17 protein-coding genes are annotated in these 23,487 nt (G+C 70.3%); 7 read left to right on the forward strand and 10 right to left on the reverse strand.

Annotated features, from left to right (window positions below; all coding sequences use genetic code 11):
- Window positions 1-41 precede the first annotated feature (41 nt).
- Window positions 42-3,728, reverse strand: a complete 3,687-nt coding sequence (locus AB0C30_RS04010) for a glycosylhydrolase-like jelly roll fold domain-containing protein (RefSeq protein ID WP_357939328.1) — start codon at window positions 3,726-3,728, stop codon at window positions 42-44.
- Between the two features lie 295 nt (window positions 3,729-4,023).
- On the opposite strand from AB0C30_RS04010, the gene AB0C30_RS04015 reads away from it, so the two are divergent.
- Entirely contained in the window at window positions 4,024-5,934 is a 1,911-nt protein-coding gene (locus AB0C30_RS04015; RefSeq protein ID WP_357939330.1) for an amino acid transporter, read from the forward strand.
- 6 nt (window positions 5,935-5,940) lie between these two features.
- On the opposite strand, the gene AB0C30_RS04020 is transcribed toward AB0C30_RS04015, so the two are convergent.
- Together AB0C30_RS04020 and AB0C30_RS04025 are read right to left on the reverse strand one after the other, a co-directional pair.
- The gene (locus AB0C30_RS04020; protein ID WP_357939332.1) at window positions 5,941-7,005 is read right to left on the reverse strand and encodes a serine hydrolase domain-containing protein; all 1,065 of its coding nucleotides are present in this window, start codon (window positions 7,003-7,005) and stop codon (window positions 5,941-5,943) included.
- A 100-nt stretch (window positions 7,006-7,105) separates the two neighbouring features.
- Window positions 7,106-7,705, reverse strand: a complete 600-nt coding sequence (locus AB0C30_RS04025; protein ID WP_357939334.1) for a TetR/AcrR family transcriptional regulator — start codon at window positions 7,703-7,705, stop codon at window positions 7,106-7,108.
- 123 nt (window positions 7,706-7,828) lie between these two features.
- On the opposite strand from AB0C30_RS04025, the gene AB0C30_RS04030 reads away from it, so the two are divergent.
- Together AB0C30_RS04030 and AB0C30_RS04035 are read left to right on the forward strand one after the other, a co-directional pair.
- Window positions 7,829-8,650, forward strand: a complete 822-nt coding sequence (locus AB0C30_RS04030) for an SDR family NAD(P)-dependent oxidoreductase (protein WP_357939336.1) — start codon at window positions 7,829-7,831, stop codon at window positions 8,648-8,650.
- A gap of 86 nt (window positions 8,651-8,736) precedes the next feature.
- Window positions 8,737-10,446: a serine/threonine-protein kinase gene (locus AB0C30_RS04035; RefSeq protein ID WP_357939338.1), complete on the forward strand. Its 1,710-nt coding sequence runs from the start codon at window positions 8,737-8,739 to the stop codon at window positions 10,444-10,446.
- Here the strand turns inward: AB0C30_RS04035 and AB0C30_RS04040 are convergent.
- Window positions 10,427-11,695 (reverse strand): MFS transporter, encoded by a 1,269-nt coding sequence (locus tag AB0C30_RS04040; RefSeq protein WP_357939340.1) that lies wholly within the window; start codon window positions 11,693-11,695, stop codon window positions 10,427-10,429. The two genes, AB0C30_RS04035 and AB0C30_RS04040, sit on opposite strands and share 20 nt — an antisense overlap.
- 88 nt (window positions 11,696-11,783) lie before the next feature.
- Here AB0C30_RS04040 and AB0C30_RS04045 point away from each other — a divergent pair, with 88 nt between their 5' ends.
- A complete protein-coding gene (locus AB0C30_RS04045; protein ID WP_357939342.1) occupies window positions 11,784-12,983 on the forward strand; it encodes a HAMP domain-containing sensor histidine kinase in 1,200 nt (399 codons plus the stop codon).
- Window positions 12,984-13,085: 102 nt separating this feature from the next.
- Window positions 13,086-14,342 (forward strand): C39 family peptidase, encoded by a 1,257-nt coding sequence (locus tag AB0C30_RS04050; protein WP_357939344.1) that lies wholly within the window; start codon window positions 13,086-13,088, stop codon window positions 14,340-14,342.
- Between the two features lie 3 nt (window positions 14,343-14,345).
- On the opposite strand, the gene AB0C30_RS04055 is transcribed toward AB0C30_RS04050, so the two are convergent.
- On the reverse strand, window positions 14,346-15,362 hold the full coding sequence (locus AB0C30_RS04055) for a nitronate monooxygenase (RefSeq protein WP_357939346.1): 1,017 nt from the start codon (window positions 15,360-15,362) through the stop codon (window positions 14,346-14,348).
- A gap of 162 nt (window positions 15,363-15,524) precedes the next feature.
- On the opposite strand from AB0C30_RS04055, the gene AB0C30_RS04060 reads away from it, so the two are divergent.
- Window positions 15,525-17,288, forward strand: a complete 1,764-nt coding sequence (locus tag AB0C30_RS04060; RefSeq protein WP_357939348.1) for a CBM35 domain-containing protein — start codon at window positions 15,525-15,527, stop codon at window positions 17,286-17,288.
- Between the two features lie 87 nt (window positions 17,289-17,375).
- On the opposite strand, the gene AB0C30_RS04065 is transcribed toward AB0C30_RS04060, so the two are convergent.
- The 5 genes from AB0C30_RS04065 to AB0C30_RS04085 all read right to left on the reverse strand — a co-directional run bounded on the left by AB0C30_RS04065 (window position 17,376) and on the right by AB0C30_RS04085 (window position 21,951).
- Complete coding sequence (locus AB0C30_RS04065) at window positions 17,376-18,356, reverse strand: lytic polysaccharide monooxygenase (RefSeq protein ID WP_357939350.1); 981 nt, start codon at window positions 18,354-18,356, stop codon at window positions 17,376-17,378.
- A 79-nt stretch (window positions 18,357-18,435) separates the two neighbouring features.
- On the reverse strand, window positions 18,436-18,822 hold the full coding sequence (locus AB0C30_RS04070) for a hypothetical protein (RefSeq protein WP_357939352.1): 387 nt from the start codon (window positions 18,820-18,822) through the stop codon (window positions 18,436-18,438).
- A gap of 82 nt (window positions 18,823-18,904) precedes the next feature.
- Window positions 18,905-21,262, reverse strand: coding sequence for a hypothetical protein (locus AB0C30_RS04075; RefSeq protein WP_357939354.1), 2,358 nt, complete (start codon window positions 21,260-21,262; stop codon window positions 18,905-18,907).
- Between the two features lie 3 nt (window positions 21,263-21,265).
- Entirely contained in the window at window positions 21,266-21,568 is a 303-nt protein-coding gene (locus AB0C30_RS04080; RefSeq protein ID WP_357939356.1) for a hypothetical protein, read from the reverse strand.
- Window positions 21,565-21,951, reverse strand: a complete 387-nt coding sequence (locus AB0C30_RS04085) for a YbaB/EbfC family nucleoid-associated protein (protein ID WP_357939358.1) — start codon at window positions 21,949-21,951, stop codon at window positions 21,565-21,567. The genes AB0C30_RS04080 and AB0C30_RS04085 overlap by 4 nt, the downstream gene beginning before the upstream one ends.
- Window positions 21,952-22,109: 158 nt before the next feature.
- Between AB0C30_RS04085 and AB0C30_RS04090 the strand changes: the two genes are divergently transcribed.
- Window positions 22,110-23,453, forward strand: coding sequence for a sugar ABC transporter substrate-binding protein (locus AB0C30_RS04090; protein WP_357939360.1), 1,344 nt, complete (start codon window positions 22,110-22,112; stop codon window positions 23,451-23,453).
- Window positions 23,454-23,487: the final 34 nt, after the last annotated feature.

Genomic DNA, 23,487 nt, shown 5'->3' on the forward strand with positions numbered 1-23,487 from the left:
CGACCGTCATAAGAGCCTGTCACTCGCCTGTCGCTGGAGCACTAGCCGAGCAGCAGGCGCGCCGGGCCGTGCAGGCCGCTCACCCGCTGCCCTGGGAAGACGAAATGCGTGGGGCTGACCGCGTCGAGATGCGGCGCGAGCGTGCCGTACACCTCGACCTCGACGGTGTTCTCACCCTCCCGCAGCGCCGCGCCGACGTCGAACCGGTACGGCGAGCACACCCTGACCCCGCACGACCGGCCGTTGACCCGCACCTCCGCGGTGCCGCGCACCCGGCCTAGATCCAGGAGAGCGGTGTCCGAGCGCTCGTCGAGATGGACGGCGCGGCGGTAGCGGACGCCGCCGCTGTACTCCGGCAGGCCCGAACGCTCCCAGTCGCCCAGCTCGATCGGGCCGGGTCCGGTCTCGATCTCGATCGGCCCGGTGAGGATGGCGCCGCTGGTGTGCCCGGCCTCGGTCACGACGCGGAGCAGGGCCTCGCGCGGCCCGGTCCGGCCATCGAGGGACACCTCCAGGCGGCCGGTGCCCTCCGCCGCCGGCTGACCATCGATCAGCAGCTCGGCCGCGCCGCGCAAGGGCACCCGTAGGGCGGTGGCGCCCGGCGGGACCTGGAAGCGCAGCCATTCGACGCGCCCCGCCGTGCCCGGCTCGGCGAGCACGGTCGGCAGCACGACCGGTAGCCCTGTAGAGGACGCGGGGTCGGCCGGTTCGTTTCGGTCCTTTGACAGCCAGGAGGTGCCGGGGAGGGGGTGCGGGCGGCGCGGCAGGTGCAGGGCGGCGGGGTCGCAGTACTGCGTTCGGTGGATCTCGGCCGCGACGCGCTCGCCGTCGTGCACCGCCCACCAGCCAGGGCCGGAGGTGACGCAGCCGTCGACCAGGACCGGCTCGGCGCCGTCACCGACCCGTACGGTCACCTCGTTGGCGCCGGGCCGCAGCACGCCGGCCAGGTCGTAGCGGCGGACCCGGGGCTTGCGGTGGTCGGCGTACGGGTCGAAGCCACCCTGCCGGCCCATCTCCACCCCATTGACCAGCACCCGGCAGGCCGTTATCGAGGCCACCTGGAGGACGGTCCCCTTCGGCGTGAACGCGGCGGTCAGCTCGGTCGGACCCGCCGGACCGGTGATCCATTCCGGGCGTAGGTAGTGCTCGGGGTCCGTCACGACGGCGACGTGCGCGCGCAGCCACCCGTCGTCCTCGGGCACCAGCCGGACCTCCAGCAGGTGGCTGCCGGGCGAGAGGGGCCGGCGGGCCAGCGCCAGGTAGCCCCGGTCGTCCAGGTCGACGTCATGACCGTCGATCCGCACCGCCTTGGCGGCCGCGGCGCCGACGGCGAGGAACCCGTGCTCCGGCACGGTCAGCTCGGCCCTGAACCGGGCACTCCGCCCCATGGCCACCTGGCCGAAGTCCAGGAACTCCTCCGGCACGTGCCCCTTGGGCCCGAGGTCGAGGCGGTGGATGGGGTCCTTCCTGATGCCGCGCGAGGTCGAGTACACCGCGGGCCGCCACTCCTCGCCGTCGGTCCGCAGGCTGCCGTGCGAGCCGAACGTCGCGTATGCGGGCCGCCACTTCAGGCCGTCCACGCGATGCTCGACCTCCCAGCGGTGCAGGACCGGCCCGGAGTGGCCGAGGTCGCCCCAGGTGTCGTCCAGGGTGGGTACGAGCTCCATTTCCCAGCCGGTGCCGAGATCGAGCTCCTCCGTGGGGGACGCGGCCGGTTCGGGATCCACTACTTGCTCGCCCGTGAAGACGAGCAGTGCGGCGGGCCCGGCATCGAACGGCACGACGACCTCGATGTGCTCGCCCTCCACCGTGTACGGCAGCGCGCGCACGCCGCCGCCGAACGGGTCCACCAGCAGCGGGGTCCCCGAGACGCCGCGCACTCTCACCGGCATCTCGGCGGCGTACCGGGCGGGGTCGAAGTCGATGGTGGCCGAGTCCCAGCCCTGGTCGATGCCGCGGTCACCCGGCCGTTCGACCGACACATGGCTCGCCATGGGGAAGGTGGCCTGGAGGTAGACGATGGTGGCGCCGTCGAACTCCCGTACCAGCGGGGGAACCGGCGCCTCGACCCGGCGCAGCGGCGACAGCAGCGGACCGAGGTCGGCCGTCGTCGCGGCGAAGCGGACCCGCGAGCGCAGCGGCCCCTCCGGGCGCACGCCCACGGCGACGACCAGCCCACCCCGATCCGCGAACGCCACGAGAGCCTCTTCCGTGGCCGGATCGAGCGTCGTGCAGGCGGGCAGCACGATACCGGCATAGGACTCGTCCGCGACCTCCAGCCGCGTCCGGGCCGCGCCGTCCCCGACGGCGGCGTCCGCCCCCGCACCGTCCCCGGCCGCACCGTCCCCGGCCCCGCCGGTCCGGCCGGGCCGGATGGTGGCCCGCTGGACCGAGTCGTCGTCGATCACGTCGGCGTCCAGCCCGAGCCGGTCCAGGACGCCAGGAAGCATCCGGAACCAGGCCATGTCCCCCACGATCTCGCGGTACACCTCCTGCGCCCGCGCGGCCTCCGCCCCCACCCCATCGAGCCGCGTGTCCGCCTGGGCCGTCGCGGTGGGCATGAGGACCGCCAGATCACAGGCATGCCGACCCAGCGAGAGGGCCGCGCACAGCCGGGTGACGGCGTCGGCGAAGACGCGGTGGTGCCGCCAGTACGGCTGCCGCCAGTCCGTGGCCGGCGGCGCCCACTCCCACCACCCCGCCTTGGTCGTGTAGTAGACGGCGTGCGGGTTGTACAGGGTGGCTCCGGCCCGCAGCCAGGGCAGCAGCCAGTCGAAGGTCTCCTCCAGCGTGCCGCCCCACCCGCTGGAGTGGAACGCCTCGATCCAGGTGCGCGGCCGGTCGTACAGGTGGGCCAGCGAGGAATGCACCCGCGCGTCCCCGTGGTGGTCGGAGCCCGGCGCGCTGAACCAGCGGTGCGTGCGCGCGTAGTCGGCGTACAGCTGCACGCCCTCCACCGGATGACCGGCACGGGCGGGATCCTGCTGGTCACAGCCGCTCAGCAGGCCATGGCGGGCGTGCCACTCGGCGAGCGGCCGGAAGAACGCCTCCTCCGCCAGTTCGGCGCGGGTGCGCTGGTAGTCGCGGCGGATCTCACCGGCCCGCGCGCCGTCCGCCCACAGCAGCGGCAGGTGCGGGGTGAGGTCGTAGCCCCGGCGCTTGTCGAACTCCACGGCGAAGGTGTCCGACCAGGTCGGGACCGCGGGCAGCTCGTCCTGGAAGGAGCCGGCGATGACCCCGCCCAGCCGGTGCCCCAGCCGGCGCTCGAACTCGCCGTGCACCCGGTCGATCAGCACCGCGCACGCCTCCGCGGACAGGTAGTCGAAGCCGCGCGTGGTCACCGAGCCGTCGGGGCCCAGCCAGCGGCCGGCGAAGCGGGGCTGCTCGTCGACCAGCCGGGCCTGGAGGTCGGCGCCCGAGAAGCCGAGCTGGTCGTAGAACCACAGGGAGATCCCCAGCTCCTCGGCGTCGGCGCACACCTGCTCCAGCAGGGCCCACCACTCCTCGGAGAAGAACGGCGGATCGTCGGCGTCGGAGCCGAACATCGGTCCCGACGGCGCCAGGTTGAGTATCACGAGGTTCCACACGCCGCCCTCGGCGAACCGCTCCAACTGCCAGCGCAGCCGGTCGCGTCTCAGCCGCTCGCCGCTCCACCACCAGATGGCCGCGGGGGAGTACGCCCGGGGCGGGTCACGCAGGATGTCGGCGAGCGCGGCGGGCAGGGTCATGCCAGCTCCAAGGGGTACGCGGCGGCTGAAGCGGCCTAACATTGGCATGTGATTCTCACGTTGTCCAGTGTTACAAAGGAACCTGCCGGATCCCCTCCAGCTCGCCTGCTTCGGCCAGTGGAGCCCAGCTCAAAGCGGCTGTGAGCGACCGTGTTACATAGCTGGTCGTTTTCACATCCGGCCTCGTGGCCGGTCTGGCGCGATATATACGTTTTCTTGACGCCCTCACCAGCCGAAACACCCATCTGCCGTCACTAGTGTGCGTAGTGCGCGATATTGATGGAGGGTGACCGGGATGGTGCTGGCGAAACGGCCGGTCGCTACTGAGGGAACACTGCGGTCGTGGCTGCTCGAAGGGCTGCAGACCGACCGCAAGCAGATCGAGCACGGCCCGCACGTGAAGCACTCGTGGTGGCGGGTGATGTGCCTGACGGGTGTCGACTACTTCTCCACGCTCGGCTACCAGCCGGGCATCGCCGTGCTGGCGGCCGGACTGCTGTCGCCGCTGGCCACGCTGTTCCTGGTGGCCCTGACGTTGCTGGGCGCGCTGCCGGTCTATCGGCGGGTGGCCGCCGAGAGCCCGTACGGGCAGGGCTCGATCGCGATGCTGGAGAAGCTCGCCCCGCAGTGGTGGGGCAAGTTCTTCGTGCTGGCCCTGCTCGGGTTCGCCGCGACCGACTTCGTGATCACGATGACGCTGTCGGCCGCCGACGCCACCGCGCACCTGCTGGAGAACCCGTTCATGCCCGACTTCCTGGCCGGGCAGCGGGTGATCGTCACGCTGGTGCTGCTGGCGCTGCTCGGCGGGGTGTTCCTGATGGGGTTCACCGAGGCGATCGCCATCGCCGTCCCGCTCGTCTTCGTCTATCTGGGACTGAACGCGGTGGTGGTGGCGACCGGGATCGTGCACGTACTCCAGGCACCACGGCTGGTGTGGGACTGGGAGAGCGCGCTGAGCGTGAGTTACAGCAGCCCGCTGGCGATGATCGGGCTGTCGCTGCTGGTGATGCCCAAGCTCGCGCTGGGCATGTCCGGGTTCGAGACCGGCGTGGCGGTGATGCCGGTGATCAAGGGCGGCATCGAGGAGCGGATCGCCGGCACCAGGCGGATGCTCACCACGGCCGCGTTGATCATGAGCGTGTTCCTGATCTTCTCCAGCTTCGTGACCACCGTGCTCATCCCGCACGAGGAGTTCGCGGAGGGCGGCAAGGCCAACGGGCGGGCGCTGGCCTACCTGGCCCACGGTTATCTGGGCAACTGGTTCGGCACGGTTTATGACATCAGCACGATCGCGATCCTCTGGTTCGCCGGCGCCTCGGCGATGGCCGGCCTGATCAACCTGGTGCCGCGTTACCTGCCCCGGTACGGCATGGCGCCGGAGTGGACCGGGGCCGTGCGGCCCCTCGTGCTGGTCTTCTCCGTCATCGCGTTCGCCATCACGATCATCTTCGACGCCGACGTCGACGCCCAGGGCGGCGCGTACGCCACCGGCGTGCTGGTGCTCATGCTGTCGGCGGCGGTCGCCGTGACGCTGTCGGCCAGGAAGAAACGCCAGCACGCGGCGACGGCCGGGTTCGGCGTGATCTCGGCGGTGCTGGCGTACACGCTGATCGACAACGTCTTCGAGCGGCCGGACGGTGTGAAGATCGCCTCGTTCTTCATCGCCGCCATCGTCAGCCTGTCGGTGATCTCGCGGGCGACGCGCTCCACAGAGCTGCGTGTCATCGACGTGCACCTGGACTCGCTGGCCGAGGAGTTCGTCAACGAGGCGTGCGGCGACATCCATGTGATCGCGAATGAGCCGCAGCAGCGCGACCAGGCCGAGTACAACGACAAGCTCCGCGAGACGTGGATCACCCATCGGCTGCGCAGCAACGAGCCGGTCCTGTTCGTCGAGGTGACGGTGCCGGACGCGTCGGAGTTCGAGACCGAGCTGCACGTCCAGGGCGAGGAGCGGTACGGCCACAAGATCCTGAAGATCGAGAGCTCGGCGGTGCCCAACGCGCTGGCCGCGCTCCTGCTCTACCTGCGTGACCGGACCGGCGGCGTACCGCACATCTACTTCCACTGGACCGAGGGCAACCCGGTCGTGGCGATGCTGCGTTACCTGGTCTTCGGCGGCGGCGACGTGCCGCCCCTCACCCGCGAGGTCCTCCGCAAGGCGGAGTCCGACCCGGTACGCAGGCCGCACGTCCACGTGGGCTGAACCGCTTTACTTCGCCGGGGAGCACAGGGCGGCGTCGAAGGCGGCGAAGAGGTGCCGATCGTCCTTCGGGGTGCCCGTGACGTACACGGTCGCCGCCCGGCCCGCCCGGTTCCGCCCGCTGAGCACCCGTACGCCCGGCAGACCGCCGTCGTGCATGAGGGCGAGGCCGCAGCTCAGCGGGTAGGTGTACAGCCCCAGGCCGTAGCGACTGCCCGCCGGGTCGGTGGCGGGGACCGTGCCGGTGAGCATGGTCCGCAGCGTCCGCTGGGGGATGGCCTGCCAGAACCGGTTCAGGTCCGCCGGTGTGGAGACCAGCCCGCCGCCCGCCCCGAAGCCGTAGCCGGGCAGCTGGGTGATGTCCGTCTCGCCGCCCTTCGGGTCCATCGGGTTCACGCCGTAGTTGTGCGCGTGCTCGCCACGGATGTCCAGCTCGCCGTTCTTGGGCCAGTACGTACCGGGCAGGCCGCGCAGCACGGTGTCCTCGGTGACCCGGCGGAAGTCCTTGCCGGTCACCTTCTCGATGAGCATGCCCGCGACCAGGAAGTTGGTGTTGGAGTAGAACCAGCGCTCGCCGGGCTTGCCCACGGGCTCGCGGGTCATCGCCAGCGCGAGGTGGTCGGCGGGGATCGCGGGCTTGGTCCAGTCGACCAGGTCGAAGTACTCGGGCAGACCGCTGGTGTGCAGGAGGAGCTGGCGGATGGTGATCGGCCGGCCGTCGAGCGAGCCGGGCAGGTAGTGCTCGACCCGCTCGTCCAGGTCCACCTTGCCCTCGGCGGCCAGGCGCAGCACGGTCACCGCGATGACCGGTTTGGTCACGCTGGCCACGCGGAACCGTCCGTCGGCGCCGACCATCGGCTTGCCGGTGCCACGCTGGGCCGTGCCGGAGGTCCACGTGGTGGTGCGGCCGTTCGCGTCACGCACCGAGACCACCGCGCCGGTCAGACCGTCCTGCTTGGTCAGCCGGTCGACATGCTGCTGGACGCCTTCAGTGGTGGCGACGGCGGCCATGGCCGGCGAGGCGGCGCTCAGGAGCACGACGGCGGCCGCGGCTGCTGCGAGGTACTTCCGCATTTTGGACATCTCCTCTTTCCCTGGGGTGATGTCCCAATCCTTGGCTCTCCGGCCCTCAAGATCAGTCAGGTTGCCGGGCTACTTAGGGGTAGGGCCCGCACTACTCCAGCGGGCGGAATGCCTTGAGTGTCAGCTCCACCAGGGCGTCGGCGTACTCGGGTGTGAGCGGCCCGGAACGGAGCAGCCAGCGCTGGTAGAGGGGGGCGTGGAGCAGTTCGAGCGCCAGGTCGAGGTCGGCGTCCGCGGCGAACTGGCCCGCCCGCTGCGCACTGCGCAGTCGCTCCTTCTTGGCCTCGTCCACGGGGCCGGCCAGCTTCTCGCGGTATTGGGCGGCGAGCTTCGGATCGTGGATGATCTCCGTGTTGAGCGCCCTGATCGGCGCCTCGAAGGCCGGATCGGCGAACTCGGCGACCGTCGCCCGCATGACCACCTTCAGGTCGGCCTCGATGTCGCCCGTGTCGGGCAGCGCCAAGCCCTCGACTCCCTCGCTGAGCGTCAGGAAGGAGTCGAAGATCACCGCGCCCTTGCCCGGCCACCACCGGTAGATCGTCTGCTTGCCCACCCCCGCTCGTGCGGCGATGGCCTCGATCGTGACCTTCGCGTACCCCACCTCGGTGACGAGCTCGCGTGCCGCGTCGAGGATCGCCTGGCGCGACCGTTCGTTGCGGCGGCCGGGGTCCGGCTGCTTGGCAATGGACATGCCGGTGAGGATATCAGTACGGAGAGACGAGACGTTCCGTCTTGACGAACTCGATGAGATCGGGCAAGCTGTCCATCGCGGCGAGACGAATCGTCTCGTCTTGAAGTTGAGGAGGTGGGGCCTGTGACGAGCACCCGAGTGTGGTTCATCACCGGGGCGTCCCGGGGTCTGGGCCGGGCGTTCGCGGAGGCGGCGCTGGCCGCTGGAGACCGGGTCGTGGCGGCGGCGCGCAATGTCGATCCGCTCGCGGAGCTGGCCGAGGAGCATCCGGGCCGCCTCGTACGCCTGGCGATGGACGTCTCCGACCGCGCGGCGGTGCGGGACGGAGTGGACCGGGCGGCGGCGGCCTTCGGGCGGCTGGACGTCGTGGTCAACAACGCCGGCGGGTTCCTGTTCGGCATGCTGGAGGAGGCCACCGAGGAGCAGATCAGGGCCCACTTCGACGTCAACTTCTTCGGCGCGATCTGGGTGACCCAGGCCGTCGTCCCCCACCTGCGCAAGCAGGGCTCCGGGCACATCCTGCAGATCACCTCGATGGGCTCCGGCGGGGGATTCGCCTCGGTCGGTCTGTACGCGGCGGGCAAGTCGGCCCTCGACTCGGTCAGCCAGGCGCTGGCGATGGAGGTCGAGCCGTTCGGGATCAAGGTCACGATCGTTCAGCCGGGCGGGTACGACACCGGACTGTTCACGGTCGGCACCACGGTGACCGAGCACCTTCCCGAGTACGAGCCCCTGCGGACGAAGCTGGCCGAGATGTGGGGCGACGACGCCGGACCCGCGCCGAGCACGGCCGCGCCCGTCATCATGGAGCTGGTCGATCTTCCGGAGCCGCCGCTGCGGCTGATCGTCGGTAGCCACTCCTTCGACCTCGTCCAGCAGATGGACCAGGCTCGTACGGAGGTGTACCGCGCCTGGGAGCACCTGAGCCGCAAGGCGCCGGGCTGAATGACCCGTGAGCAGCGACAAATAGCGGAAAATCCGTATATGAGACGGCCCATCCTGGGCCAGGCCGACAGCGTACGCTGCTCTGCATGCGCAGACGGGTGATCGACGACCGGTTCGAGCTGGTGGAACGGCTCGGCGGCGGCGGCATGGGCCTGGTGTGGCGGGCCTGGGACGTGGCCCTGCACCGGGAGGTCGCCCTCAAGGAGGTACGCCCGCCCGACCCGGATATGGACGAGCGCGACCCCGAGGGCGCCCGCGAGCTGCGGGCCAGGGTGCTCCGCGAGGCCCGCGCCCTGGCCCGGCTCAACCACCCGCACGTCGTGACCATCCACCACATCGTGGACCACGGCGACGGCGGCTATCCGTGGCTCGTCATGGAGCTGGTCTCCGGTGGATCGCTCCAGGAACGCCTCGAACGCGGCCCGATGACGCCGCACGAGACCGCCCGCCTCGGCCGCGAGATCCTCTCCGCGCTGCGGGCCGCGCACGCCGTCGGCATCCAGCACCGCGACGTCAAGCCCGCCAACGTCCTGCTGCGGCCGGACGGCCGGTCGGTGCTGACCGACTTCGGCATCGCCGCGGTGCGCGAGTCCACCAGCCTGACCGCGACCGGCTCGTTCATCGGCTCGCCCGAGTACATCGCGCCGGAACGCATCAACGGCTACGAGGGCGACCCGTCCTCGGATCTGTGGTCGCTGGGGATGCTGCTGTACGTCGCCGTCGAAGGCCGTCATCCGCTGCGCCGGGCCACCACGCTGGCGACGCTGGCCGCGGTGCTCAACCAGGAGGTGCCGCCGCCGCAGCGGGCCGGAGCGCTCGGTCCCGTGCTGGGCTACGTGCTCACGCGCGACGTGGCCGCCCGGCCCGACGCCGAGACGCTGGACCGCATGCTCGCCTCGGTGGCCGAGGCCCCCGCGTCGATGCCGCTCGCGCCGCCGGCCTGGGCCCCGGGCCCACCACTCCCGCAGCCGCCCATGGGCGCACAGCCGACGGGCGGCACGCCGTACCCGCACCCGCCTTTAGGCCCGCACTCACCCATGGGCCCGCAGCCGACCGGCCCGCAGTACGCCCAGATGAACACCAGCCCGCCGCTCCCGCGCTCGGTCACCGGCACCAGGCACCGATCGAAGCGCGGCGCGCACCCGGCCATGATCGCGGTGTCCGCCGCCGTGGTCGTGGTGGTCGGCGTGCTGGTGTGGACGTTCCTGCCCCCGATACTGAACGGCGACGCCGCCGACGACCCGCGTTCCACCGGGTCCGGGGAGCCGACCAGCACCGCCACCAAATCCGGGCGGAAGCCCAAGACCACGCCCAAGGCCACGCCCGAGGACACCGAGACGGCCGCCGCCGACGCGGGCAACCTGCTGACCCCGGCCGGGATCCGGACCGCGATCGCCAAGCTGAAGCCGGCGATAGGCGGCACCAAGGTCATCAGAATGGTGATCTACCCCGAGTACGCGAGCGTCCAGGCGCCGGTCAAGGGCGAGAAGGGCGTCTACGAAATGTTCATGTACCGCGACGGCACCGTCAGTCCCCAGCCCGGCGGCAGCACCACGGACGAGGATCCGGTGGACCTGACCAAGTTCAATTGGGACGCCCTGCCCGCCCTGCTCCGCAAGGCGGACCAATCTCTGGGCGTCCGCAAGCCCACCACCCACTACATCGTCGTGGACCCCGCCTATGAGTTCCTGGGTGCCCGCGAGGCGCTGCTCGTCTATGTGAGCGACAAGTACAACCGGAGCGGCTACCTGGTGGCCAGCACCAAGGGGAAGGTGATCAGGACCAATCCGGCGTGAGCGCGATGTCCCGCTGCCGCCGCAGCGGTGAGAACACCAGCCAGAGCACCGCGAGCCACGAGCAGGTCACCGCGACCGCCAGGGTCGTGCGGGCGCCGAGCCACGCGCCGAGGGTGCCCGCCAGCAGGCCGCCGAACGGCATGGCGCCGCGGATCAGCCACCGGATGCTCGCGTTCATCCGGCCGAGAAGCTCGGGCGGGCAGATCGACTGCCGGTAGGTGATCTGCAGCACGTTGTACGCGACGGTGGACAGGCGCGAGGCGAACAGTCCCGCCGCCACCGCCAGCACGCCCCAGCCGGGCCCGCCGAGCGGGATGAGCAGCGTGAACCCGCCGAGACACAGCTTGCCCGCCCATAACGCCCTGGCCGGACCCACCCACCTCGCGAACGACGTGGCGAGCACGCCGCCCACGATCCCGCCGGCGCTGCCCAGCCCCAGCACCAGTCCGAGCGTGGCGGGATCGGCGCCGAGGTCGCCGAGTACGAAGACGACCACAAGAGTGGTGATCATGGCGTCGCAGAGGTTGGAGATCGCGCTGCACGCCACGACGCGCCGCAACACCGGGTGCCCCAGGACGAAGGTGATCCCCTCGGCCGCTGCCTTGCGCATGCTCCGGGATTCACGGACGGGGGGCCGTGATTCGGGGGTGCGGATCAGCAGCAGGGACGCGATGCCGATCACGTACGAGAGGCAGTCCACGACCATCACCCGAGCCGCGGTGTGCAGCAGCGTCATCAGGCCGCCCGCCAGGGAAGGGCCGACGGCGAGGGCCACCGCGTTGGTCGTGGCGATCTTGCCGTTGCCCTCGATGAGCCGCCGCCGCGACAGCAGGACCGGCAGGTAGCTCTGGCAGGCGATCTCGAAGACGACGTTGATCGAGCCCACGAGGAAGGCCATCGCGTACAGGTGGCTGATCGTCAGATGGCCCAGCGCCGCCGCGACGGGGATCGAGGCCACCACCGCGCCCCGCGCCACGCCGCAGCCGATCATCAGCGGGCGCTTGGCCACGCGGTCGACGATCATTCCGGCGGGCAGCGTCATGATCAGCCAGGCCGCCGTGGCGCAGGCGGTCAGCACCCCCACCTCGAAGGTGGTGGCGCGGAGCATGGTGACGGCCACGAGGGGGACCGCCAGCGTCGTCACCGCCGCGCCCAGGTCGCTGATGCTCTGCCCAGTCCAGAAGAGCATGAAGTCGCGATTCTTGAGGAGTGTGCCGTCCTGTTCGGATGCCTGCCGGTTGATGGTCACGTAATCGACCGTACGGAAATCATGCTGGCTTACCCCGGGCTGACACGTGGTCCGTCATCCTCTACCCAGAGCGGAAGGGGTGCTGGTCGTGACGGAGCCCGACGGCCTTGCCGTGCGCCCATGGAACCGGCTGGGGCTCAGGATGCGGCTCACGCTCCTGTACGGCGGCTCGTTCTTCGTCGCCGGATCGCTGCTGCTCTGGTCGACGTACCTGATCACGGGGCAGGCCCTGGAGCAGCAGTTCCCCGCGAAGGGCATGAGGATCGTCGGCGAGCGGGCCGGGCCCGTGCAGGAGGGCGCTGTCAAGAGCGACATGGTCTTCGAGAAGGTGAACGTCCAGCAGCGGGCGGACGGCGTGCTCGACGAGATGCTGCGGTCCTCGGTGGTCATCATGATCGTGATCGGGCTCATCGCGTTCGTGCTCGGCTATTTGATGGCTGATCGGGCGTTGCGGCCGTTGGATCGGGTGACGGAGACGGCGCGGCGGTTGTCGGAGAGTACGTTGCATGAGCGGATCGGGTTGCGGGGTCCGCGGGATGAGGTCAAGCGGTTGGCCGATACGTTCGACGCGATGTTGGATCGGTTGCATCGGGTGTTCGAGGCGCAGCGGCGGTTCATCGGTAATGCCTCGCATGAGTTGCGGACGCCGTTGGCGATCAATCGCACGATTTTGGAGGTGTCGCTGGAGGAGCCGGCGGCCTCTCCGGATCTGAAGGCGCTGGCTCGTGCGTTGCTGGGGACCAACGCGCGTTATGAGCGGTTGATCGAGGGGTTGTTGCTGCTGGCCCAGTCGGAGCAGGAGCTCGCCGTCCGCAAGAGCGTCGACGTACGCCAGGTGATCCTGGCCGTGGAGGAGCAGCTGGACCTGCAACCCCGCAAGCGGCCGGTCACCCTCCACCAGGACCTGAGCGCCGCCCTCGCGATGGGTGACCCGCTGTTCCTGGAGCGTTGTGTGTTCAACCTGCTGGAGAACGCGATCAAGTACAACGTCCGCGACGGGGAGGTGTGGTTGCGTCTGCGGCAGGAGGGTGACGAGGCGGTCGTGGTGGTGGAGAACACCGGGCCGCAGGTCTCGCCGTACGAGGTGGATGACCTGTTCGAGCCGTTCCGCCGGCTGCAGGGCGATCGGGTGCGGTCGGCGCGCGGCGCGGGGCTGGGACTGTCGATCGTCCGGGCCATCGTCGACGCGCACGGCGGCACGGTCACCGCCGAGGCGCGGCCGGAGGGCGGTCTCACCGTCACCATGCGGCTGCCCCGGCTGGAGCGCCAAGCGGCCCTGCGAGCTTGAGCTAAATAGCGGACAGTGCGCTTACGTACATTTTCCGATGCGTTGTATGCCCTCTATGTCTACTGTCTGCCGCATCGAGCGCCGTCCAAGCAAGGTAGGTTCATGCGCGCGCTGACCGTACTCCTCTCCACCGTCCTGGTTTCCGCGACCCTGGCGGCCCCCGCGACCGGCCTCGCCGCCACGAAACCCGCGGCGGCCACGACGGACGTCGTCTATCAACGGGCCGACTTCGCCTCCGGCACGCCCGAAGGGACGGCCATCGGTGAGGGCCTGTCGTTCGCCGCCGCGGTCGGCACCACCACCTACACCGACGCGCTCGGCACCAAGAGCTGGGAGTACGCCCGCTGGATCGGCCCGGAGCGGCCGATCGGCTTCGCCGCCACCGAGCTCATCGCCTCCTGGACCGCCGAACTCCCGGCGGGCAGCTGGCTGCAGGTCGAGGCGCGCACCCGGCACACGGCCGGGCTGAGCAAGTGGTACGTGCTCGGCCGCTGGGCGTACGGAGAGGGCGACATCCGCCGCACCTCGGTGCCCGGGCAGGCCGACGCCGACGGCACCGTCTCCGTGGACACGTTCGTCGCGGCGGCGGACAAGCAGATCAACGCCTACCAGCTACGCCTCACCCTGTACCGGACGCCCGGCTCCGCCGTGACGCCGACCGTACGGACGCTGGGCGCGATGGCCTCGAACGTGCCCGAGCGCAAGACCGTGCCGGTCAGCCCGGGCGGCGGCGCGTGGGGCACCGAGCTGGCCGTGCCGCGCCGTTCCCAGAACGTGCACGAGGGCCACTACCCCGAATGGGACGGCGGCGGTCAGGCCTGGTGCAGCCCGACCTCGACCACGATGGTCCTGGGCTACTGGGACAAGTGGCCGAGCGCGGAGGACACCTCCTGGGTGGATCCGTCCGATCCCGATCCGGAAGTCGACTACGCTGCCCGCTTCTCCTACGACCACGCCTACCAGGGCGCGGGCAACTGGCCGTTCAACACCGCCTACGCCGGCCGCTACGGCATGGACGGCTTCGTCACCCGCCTGCGGACGCTGACCGAGCTGGAGAAGCTGATCAGCGCCGGCATCCCGGTCATCACCTCGCAGTCGTTCAAGAAGGGCGAGCTGCCGGGCGCCGGGTACGGCACCAACGGGCACATCATGGTGATCGTCGGCTTCACCGCCGACGGCGACGTGATCGCCAACGACCCCGCCTCCGCCGATGACGACGCGGTGCGGCACGTCTATCCGCGGGCCGCGTTCGAGAACGTCTGGCTGCGCAGCTCCAGCAGCGGCGGCATCGTGTACGTCATCCACCCGCCCGGCCGTGCCCTGCCCGCGACCACACCGGGACTGCCCGCCAACTGGTGACGCTCAGGATGCTCCCCTGTAGCGGTCGAGGGCGGCGCGGGCCTGCGTGGTGATCGTGTCGATCACCACGGCCGCCGGCTCGATCGAGTCGACCAGGCCCACGCCCTCGCCCGCGAGCAGCGCCATCTCCTCCAGGTCGCCGGTGGTCAGGCCGCGCATCGGGACCAGGAAGGAGAACTTGTGCATCTCCACCGGCTCCCCGTTGACCACCGTGTGCCCGATGACCTCCAGCCCCGAGGTGTCGCGCGGCACCTCGTCGGCCCGGTAGTGCCACTCGCGGACGACCCGGTTACGTAGCACCCGAGTCGGATTGAACGCCGGATGCTCCGGGCCGAACATCGGCGTACGCGCGGTGTCGGTGCCCCGTGCCGTCACCAGCCGGCTCTTGTAGCCCTCGTGCGCCGCCGACTCGGTCGTGGCCACCAGTCGCGTACCGATCCAGGCGCCGTCGGCCCCCAGCATGAGCGCGGCGGCCAGCCCACGGCCGTCCGCGATCCCGCCGGCCGCCAGGACCAGCGCCGGGGCGACCGCGTCGACCACCAGCGGGACCAGCGCGAACGTCGGCAGGGTCGCGTAATTGTGCCCGCCCGCCTCCAGCCCCTGCGCCACCACGACGTCCACCCCGTCGTCCACCGCCCGCTTGGCGTCGTCCACCGAGCCGACCTGCTCGAAGACGCGTACGCCCGCGCCGTGCAACTGGCCGATCCAGCTCTTCGGCGGATGCCCCCAGTGGAATGACGCCACCGCGACGCCGGCCGCGCAGACCGCGTCGATCTGCTCGGGCTTGGCGAAGGGGGTGACGAAGTTGACGTTGAACGGCCCGGTCGTGCCGGCCCGTACCGCTTCGATGGTCTCGACCATGGCGGCGGTCGGCATGAGCCCCACCCCGAGCGACCCCAGCGCGCCGGCGTTGCTCACCGCGATGGCCAGTTCCGGCAGCATCCCGGCGAACGCCATGCCGGCCTGCGCGATCGGGGTGGTCAGACCGTACGCCTCGGTGAAGCGGGTCCGCAGTTCCATATGGGCGCCTTTCCCCTGTGTAGCGATATCTCCTGACAAAGGGGCGTTCCATGCCGTTCCAAGTGAACACATCCGACCTATTGACTCGCCTGGCTGCCGGTGGTCATATCAAGAAATATTAGGAAAGTTTGTTAACGAGCGCACGTCACAGGGAGCTGCGCCATGTCCAGAACGGTGCCTGTCTTAGCCATGCTCGCCCTCCTGGCGACGACATTGATCGGAGGTATAGCGCAGGCGGCCACGAACCGCTACGAGGCGGAGGCCGCCACGATCTCCAAGGGCGTCCTGGAGACCACCCACACGGGTTTCTCCGGCACCGGCTACGTCAACGGCGACAACGTCTCGGGCAGTTACCTGGAGTTCGCCGTCACCGCCCCCTCGGACGGCAGCGCGACCCTCGACCTGCGCTACGCGAACGGCACCACCACCAACCGCCCCGCCACCATCACGGTCAACGGCACGGCGATCGCCACCGGCCACGCGTTCACCAGCACGGGCACCTGGGACACCTGGACCACCGCCACGCTCACCGCGACGCTGCGCGCGGGCGCCAACACGGTCAGGGTCACCGCGACCACCGCCAACGGCAATCCCAACCTGGACTTCCTCGACGTCACCCCCTCCAGCACCCAGGACATCGCCTACCAGGCGGAGAGCGCCGTACTCTCCCAAGCGGCGGTGGCCACCAACCACACCGGCTTCACCGGCACCGGCTTCGTCGACTACGTCAACACCACCGGCGGCTACGTCGAGTGGACCGTGAACGCCGCCGAGGCGGCCACCGCGACGCTGACCCTGCGCTACGCCAACGGCACGAAGGAGAACCGCCCACTGGACATCTCGGTCAACGGGACCGTGGTCGCGGCCGGCAAGGCGTTCAACCCCACGGCGAACTGGGACACCTGGGTCGACCTCCCCATCACCGCCCAGCTCAACGCCGGGGCGAACACGGTCAGGGCGACCGCCACGGCCGCCACCGGCGGGCCCAACCTCGACAAGCTCACCGTCTCCGGGCCCATCGACTCCCACGCGCCCACGGCCCCCGGCCAGCCGAGCCAGACGGCCATCACCTCGTCGAGCGTCACGGTGACCTGGGCGGCCTCGGCCGATGACGTGGGCGTCGCCTTCTACGACCTGTTCGGCGACGGGCGGCCGTGCGGCACCGTCTCGGGACAGACCACCACGGGCACCTGTACGGGCCTGAGCGCCGACACCGACCACGCCATCCACGTCGTCGCGCGGGACGCGGCCGGCAACGCCTCCCCGCCGAGCCCCGATCTCGCCGTCCACACCCCCGTCGCGCAGAACCCGTACGGCGACCCGTACCTGGTCTCCATGTTCGACGGCACCACGCTGAACGGCTGGACCCCGCACGCGGCGGCCGGCTGGACCGTACGCGACAACGCCATCCACGGCACCGGTACGGCGGGCCGAGGCTGGATCTACTACAACAAGCAGCAGACCGGCACGTTCCGCTGGATCTTCAGCGTCCGGCAGGTGTCCGGCGACCACGCGCCGACCGTGCTGATCTGGGGCACCACCACGCCGATCAGGGACGCCCTCAGCGCCATCCAGTTCCAGCCGCCCAACGGCGGCCACTGGGACTACCGCCCCGGTCACAACAACGGCGGCGGCAGCCTGTTCACCCAGTTCCCGCACACCAAGTGGGACATCCACAACTGGAGTCAGTGCGAGCTCGTGGCCAACCAGAGCACCGGCGAGGCCAAGATGGCCTGCTGCCCGATCACCGCGGGCACGCCCACGTGTACGGCGGTGAAGGTGCTGGCCTTCAAGGACACCACCGCCGGGCAGGCCGGCCCGCTGGCCATCCAGATCCACAACAGCGGCATCCAGGACGAATACCGCGACCTCTACCTGGAGTCCCCGGTGGTGGTGAACCCGGACGGCTTCATCACGACGGGCTGACCGGACGGGGACCCCGGCTTCCCGATGATCTCGGGAGGCCGGGGCCCTGATCCCGAGTGCTGAGACCGCGACTTGTGACTCGGGCCCCTACCTCGGGCGGCGGCCTTTCGCTCGGGCCAGCACGATGATCGCCCCGGCCACGGCGGCGAGGAGCGCCACGCCGCCGACCGCCCACGGCAGGCCGCCGCTCCCGCTGCTCCCGGCGAGAGCGGCCGCGGGCGCGGCGGCCACGGGCTCGGATGCGGGGTCGGCGACTGCGGACTCGTCGGTCGTGGGCTCATCGGACCCGGGCTCATCGGACCCAGGGTCGTCGGTCGCGGGGTCGTTGGCTGCGGCCTCGTCGGCTGTGGAGTCGGTGGGTGCGGGTTCGGCAGCGGCGGAGTCCGTGGGTGCGGGTTCGGACGGTGCGGCGGCGGCCTTGGCGGCGCGGAAGACCACGTCGGAGCAGGAGTAGTAAGTGTCCGGCGTGTCGGAGTTCTGCCAGATCGTGTAGATCAGGTGACGGCCGCTCTTGCTGGCAGGCAGCCGCCCTTTCATGACGTACGAGCCGTCCGCCATCGCCGGGTCGGTGACCTTGAGGAAGGGCTGCCTCTCCAGGTCGGACCACTTGAGGGCACGCGACGGGTCGTAGCGGTCCGTCGTGACGTACAGTCGGAAGGTCCCCTTGTGCGGGATCGTGCCGCGATATTTGAAGGTGAACCCCGCTCCAGCCGTCAGCCTGGTGGCGGGCCAGTCGGCACGGGCGAGGTCGAGGCCGCCGAAGCCCTCGATGCCGCCGCTGCACAGCTTCCCGTCGGGGATCACCTCGCGGTCCCGGCCCGCGACGTCCGCCACCCTGAGGTTGTCCCACTCGTCGGGCAGTTCTGTATTGCTCACTGCCATGGCGGCCGTACAGGCAGGGGACTTCTTCGACAGTGGGCTGTCGGCGCCGCAGGCCGCCGCCCGGCTGAGCGGGTTCTCCAGCGCCCCGTGGGCGCCGGCCGGTGCGGCGGGCAGCAGCAGGCCGCCGGCGAGCAGGCCGAGCGCGACGACGGCCACGCCCGCGGTCCGGCGACGACGAACGCCCACGTGGCAGACCTCCTCGGCTCGCGACATCACGTCCTGCGTAGAGGTACGGACCGCCGGCCGCACAGGTTCACCCGATCGGCTATCCGGACTCGGCGGAGAACCGGTAGAACTCCTGAAGGACCCGCGCGGCGGCGTCCTCGCCGACCTCGGGGCACACGTACCCGCCGGCCGCGATGTGGGCGCACAGTTCCGGGTCCGGCCGCAGGTGGTGGGTGCGCAGGTAGTAGGTGACCGTGTCGGTCCAGACGTACGTCCCGTCGGTGCGGAAGCTCAGCGGCACCACCTCGCCGCGCGCCGGCTCTACCCGGTCCACGTCCAGTCCGGTGGTGCCCAGGATCGGCGTGCCCGCCTCCAGGTAGCCGGCCAGCCGTTCGCGCTCGTCTGGGCTGTCCACCAGCGGATGACCGGGCTCGAAGTACGGCACCCCGTCCCGGACACCGTCGAACACCCGAGCGACCATGATCATGGCCTCTTCCCCTCCGGACGGTACCTGTCGAGAACGGACGGCTGCCAGCCGATGATCGCATAGAGGCTGATGAGCTGCTCGGTCACCTCAGGAGCCCGCCGAAGTGGTGGACCGGCTCATGGGTCAACGGCACGTCGCCGGTCGCGTGGTCGGCGATCTGGTACAGGCGGTCGAGCACCTCGTCGTGCCACGCCTGGCGACCCAGCCGCTCGAACTCCGGCCGCAGCGCCTGGATCCGCTCGGTGAACACGTCGATGTCCTCGCGGGTGAGCTGGTTGTCGATCCACTCGCCGTCGTCGTCCATGTAGTGCCAGGCGAAGTCGTTCTGGGCGTACTCGATCTTGTCGAGGCCGAACGAGAAGGACCTGCTGAGGTCGATGCCGCCCACCCCGTCCTTCCCGTACGCGAGCCAGTTGCCGCCCCTGCGGTCGGTGTTGCCGACCAGGGCGTCGAGCAGGCCGAGCCGCCTTCCCCCCGTACTTTCGTAGAAGGGCAACATCTCGCCCCTGATCTCGGACCGGTCGACGCCGTCCATGAACTGCATGTAGACCGCGTCCCGGTTGAACGGATCCCTGATGACGTGCGGTACGGGGGCGCCGACCATCCGCCCGACGAGGGAGGCGAGCAGGTCTTTTTTCACCGTGACATGCCCGTAGAGATGGAGTTTCCGGATCAGGACGGTGCCGTCGCGGAACCGGACCGTCTGCACCACTCCATGCTGGCCACCGGCCAGGAACTTGGGCTGCGGCTTCTCCTGCTCCAGCTTCGCCTTCAGTGTCTCCTCGTTGAGCGCCCCCGGCGGCAGCTCGGGACTCGGCCGGGCCATGTCCGCCGGGACGGCCGGCTGCTGGTGCGGCTGCTCCGGCCGGGTGTGGTGCCACTGGCCGTCGTCGCGGAAGATCGGCCGGCCGTCGGCACGGTATTGAGGGATGCTCCCGGTGTGCGCCTGCCGGTCGGCGCCGATGTAGACCAGCTTGTCAGCCGTGATGACCTCCCGGCCGGTGAGGTCGGCGAGCTGCCGCACCGCGACGCGATTCTGGTCGAGGTCGCAGCCCAGGAGGCGCAGCTTGGCGGTGGGGTCGGCCCGCACGGCCGGGTCGTGGGCGAGCATCGTGCCCACGTCGCGGCTCGACAGCCGCTCGTCGCCGATGTAGAACCCGTGGCGGTCGGTGCGGATGCCCACGTTGATGACGCCGGGCGTCTGCCGCAGCAGCCGCATGTCCGCGCTGGGCATGACCGCCCGGCCCGGATCCCGGTACCAGACGCCCGCGGCGACCTCGTGCCGGCTCTGCCGGATGAGCTCTCGGTGCCTGGGAGTGAGCACCGGCACGGCCGTCCCGCCGCCGCCGGGTTCGGCCCGTCCGGTCACCTCGGGCGGCGGCCGGCCCGGACCGTCGTGCGGGTCCTGGCCGAAGTGGTACGCGGGCGCCCGCTGATCAGCCGGACGCCCCGTGTCCTCCAGCCGCGTGCCCTCCAGCCGGGTGCCGTCCAGTCGTGGCGCCTCTCCCAGGCGCGGCATGCGCAGGCCGTCGGCGGCGCGCGGGCCCGCGTAGCCCGCCCTGCCGTCGATGCCGCCCACGAAGCCCGCCACCGCCGCCTTGGCCAGCATCTCCGGAGTGAGCCGGCCGCTCTCGTACAGCATGGGGATCGAGCCGATCACCGAGGCCACACTGCTCTGGGTCGCCACCCCGCCCACGGTCTGGGTCAGGAACGCGGCCACCCGCTCGCGCGCCGTCAGCTCCTCCTTCAGCACGACGCCGCCCAGCAGCCGCGGACCGCCGACTTTGGCGATGATCCCGCCCAGCCCGGCGAACGCCAGCCCGGTCAGCAGCCCGCCCTCCACCGCCGTGGCCGTCTTGCCGCCGTCCCATTCGTGCCGCTTACCCTCGGCGAACTGCCAGAGCTGGGTGCCGCCGTCCAGGCCGACCATGAACGCGATGCTCATCAGCAGCAGCTTGGTGATCGTCCTGACGTTCAGCCTGGCCATCGAGCAGGCGGGCCCGATGGACAGGAACGAGGCACCGCCCGTGGCGGGCCCGAACGCGTAGGACCGCAGCAGCAGGAAGGCCAGCAGGATCAGGCAGAGCGCGATGTACTTCTGCGTGTAGTCGGTGTCCAGGCCGTATGACTCGAGCTGTTTCGCCGCCGCCTCGCAGGCCTTGGCCAGCTCTTCCACGTACGCGGGATCATCGGTGGTGAACTTCTCCCAGTAGCCGCACAGCGCGGTGGCCGCGGGGCCGACGGCGTAGGCCAGCACGTGGTTGAGCGCTTCGTCCCCCTGGCCGCCCGCCGTGCGGCACATCCCGGCCGCACTGCGCAGGTCGGCGGCCCCCGCCAGGCTCTCCTCGCCGTCGCCTTCCGGGTAGTCCATGCCGACGACCCAGCCGAGTACCGGTTCCACGTACGGAAACGCGGGGCCGAGCAGGGTCTTCAGGTCCACGCCTCAGACCTGCGGATACAGGTGATTGGCCCGCTCGTAGTTGCGGGCCGCCGTGTCGACTTGCTCCGTCAGGTCGTCGACGCTCTTCGCGCCCTGGTGGAAGTCGTCGAGCAGGTCTTCGAGCGTGCCGGTGAACCGGGCGGCGAACTGCCGCCCGTACTGATCCTGTCCCCACGGGGCGCTGTCGAGCACGGACCGCACGAGCCCTCTCGCGTCACGCAGGGTGGCGGCGGGGGCGCACCAGTCCGTGCCCGCCCTACGCATCTGGCCCCAGGCGACGTCGAACCCCTGCGCCCACTCGCTCATCGGCTCTCCCCGCGCTGGAGTGGCGTGTCCGGCAGCAGCCGGTCAAGGTCGAACTCGCCGCCGAACAGCTGCTCGGCCGACATCCCCTCGGGTACGAACGGCGCCATCAGCTTCCGCGACTCCTCGGCGACCCGCGTGTTGGCCTCGGTGATCTGGTCGAGGACCGCCTGGGCCAGCTCCGACGGGGAGAGCCGGGTGTAGACGCGGGGATGGAAGACGACCTCGTCGATCCTGCCCTGCGGACCCGCCGTCACGGTCACGTTGCCGTCGGAGACCGTGGCCGTGACCTCCCGGAGCTGGGCGTGTGTCTCCCGGACCTGGCTGACTTGCCTGCCGAACTCCGCCACCAGACCCTCGATGGCCGCCTGCAAGTCATCGTGCATTCAGCACCCCTTCACTACCGAGGGCCCCATAGTCCCATATGTCACACGAAATCGCAGGAAACCGCCCAGCAACACTCTTGTATTATTAATAAAATACGAATAATGTCTCCCCTCAACCGGAACCCGCAGGTCAGGCGTTCCGTTCGAAGGGAGTCAGCATGGGATCGAAGATTCCCAGGGCGGCCCGACTGGTCGCCGCTGTCGTCGCTATAGGGCTCGCGGCGGCATGCGGGGGCGGTGCGAGCGCGCCGACCGGCACCGCGGCAAGTGGCGATCCGGCCCAGCCGGTCTCACTGACGTTCTGGTCGTGGGTGCCGGACATCCAGAAGGCCGTCGACGCCTTCAACACCGCCCACCCCGGCATCAAGGTCAAGCTGGAGACCATCACCCCGGGCCCCGACGGCGGATACGCGAAGATGCTCGCCGCGGTCAAGGCGGGCAACGCGCCCGACGTGGCGCAGGTGGGCTACGACTCCCTGCCCTCGTTCCTGGTCAACGGAGCCCTGCAGGACGTCACGGAGTACGCGAAGGACGACGCGGCCAAGTTCGTCGACTGGCAGTGGCAGACCGGCGTCTTCGGCGACAAGGTCTACGCGATTCCCCAGGCCAGCGGGCCCATGGGTTTCTACTACCGCAAGGACCTGTTCACCAAGTGGGGCCTGGAAGCGCCCAAGACGTGGGACGACTTCGCCGCGGCCGCGGCGACCATCAGGAAGAAGGACAAGAGCGCCTACATCTCGACCTTCGCCGCCAACCAGGCGCCCTGGATGATCTCGCTGGCTCAGCAGGCCGGGCAGCAGTGGTTCGGCACCGAGGGCGACGCCTGGAAGGTGACGATCGACAACCCCGACACCCGCAAGATGGCCGCGTACTGGCAGAAGATGCTGGACGGCAAACTGGTCAAGACCGAGGCCGACATGTCCAACGCCTGGTACAAGGACCTGCAGACGGGCAGCATCGTGGGCTGGATCGGCGGCTCGTGGGGCGACGCGATCATCCGCGGCAACGCGCCGGACACCTCGGGCAAGTGGGCGGTCGCGCCCATGCCCCAGTGGGCGGGCGCCGCCCAGTTCACCTCCGCGAGCTGGGGCGGCGGCTCGGCCTCCGCCATCCTGAAGGGCACCAAGAACCCCGGCGCGGCCACCGAGTTCGCGGTCTGGCTCAACAGCGCCCCCGAGAGCGTCAACACCCTGCTGTCGGCCGGGTACGGCTGGCCGTCCGTCAAGGACACCAGCCAGATCACCAACCTCCAGAAGGACGACACGGTCTTCCCCTTCTACGGCGGCCAGAACATCTGGGAGGTCTTCAAGCAGGCCGACGCCGCCGTGGCGACGGACTGGCGCTGGCCCCCGGTGAGTGACGCGCTCTACTCCTCGCTGACCGACAACGCCAAGGCCGCGGTCCAGGGCGACGGGACGCTCACCGACGCCTTCGCCAAGACCCAGCAGGCGATGGTCGAGCAGCTCAAGGCCAAGGGCCTCAACGTGGTGACGGGCGGTTGACGGTGACCGGGGTGGTGCGGGGGGCGCGCGCGAA

The organism is Nonomuraea sp. NPDC048901 (assembly GCF_040649695.1).
Lineage (GTDB): Bacteria > Actinomycetota > Actinomycetes > Streptosporangiales > Streptosporangiaceae > Nonomuraea.

Coding starts and splice junctions, on each gene's coding strand:
- AB0C30_RS04010 (WP_357939328.1), bottom strand. CDS start 3,728: ATGACCCTGCCCGCCGCGCTCGCCGACATCCTGCGTGACCCGCCCCGG.
- AB0C30_RS04090 (WP_357939360.1), top strand. CDS start 22,110: ATGGGATCGAAGATTCCCAGGGCGGCCCGACTGGTCGCCGCTGTCGTC.
- AB0C30_RS04085 (WP_357939358.1), bottom strand. CDS start 21,951: ATGCACGATGACTTGCAGGCGGCCATCGAGGGTCTGGTGGCGGAGTTC.
- AB0C30_RS04035 (WP_357939338.1), top strand. CDS start 8,737: ATGCGCAGACGGGTGATCGACGACCGGTTCGAGCTGGTGGAACGGCTC.
- AB0C30_RS04060 (WP_357939348.1), top strand. CDS start 15,525: ATGTCCAGAACGGTGCCTGTCTTAGCCATGCTCGCCCTCCTGGCGACG.
- AB0C30_RS04015 (WP_357939330.1), top strand. CDS start 4,024: ATGGTGCTGGCGAAACGGCCGGTCGCTACTGAGGGAACACTGCGGTCG.
- AB0C30_RS04080 (WP_357939356.1), bottom strand. CDS start 21,568: ATGAGCGAGTGGGCGCAGGGGTTCGACGTCGCCTGGGGCCAGATGCGT.
- AB0C30_RS04025 (WP_357939334.1), bottom strand. CDS start 7,705: ATGTCCATTGCCAAGCAGCCGGACCCCGGCCGCCGCAACGAACGGTCG.
- AB0C30_RS04055 (WP_357939346.1), bottom strand. CDS start 15,362: ATGGAACTGCGGACCCGCTTCACCGAGGCGTACGGTCTGACCACCCCG.
- AB0C30_RS04050 (WP_357939344.1), top strand. CDS start 13,086: ATGCGCGCGCTGACCGTACTCCTCTCCACCGTCCTGGTTTCCGCGACC.
- AB0C30_RS04020 (WP_357939332.1), bottom strand. CDS start 7,005: ATGCGGAAGTACCTCGCAGCAGCCGCGGCCGCCGTCGTGCTCCTGAGC.
- AB0C30_RS04070 (WP_357939352.1), bottom strand. CDS start 18,822: ATGATCATGGTCGCTCGGGTGTTCGACGGTGTCCGGGACGGGGTGCCG.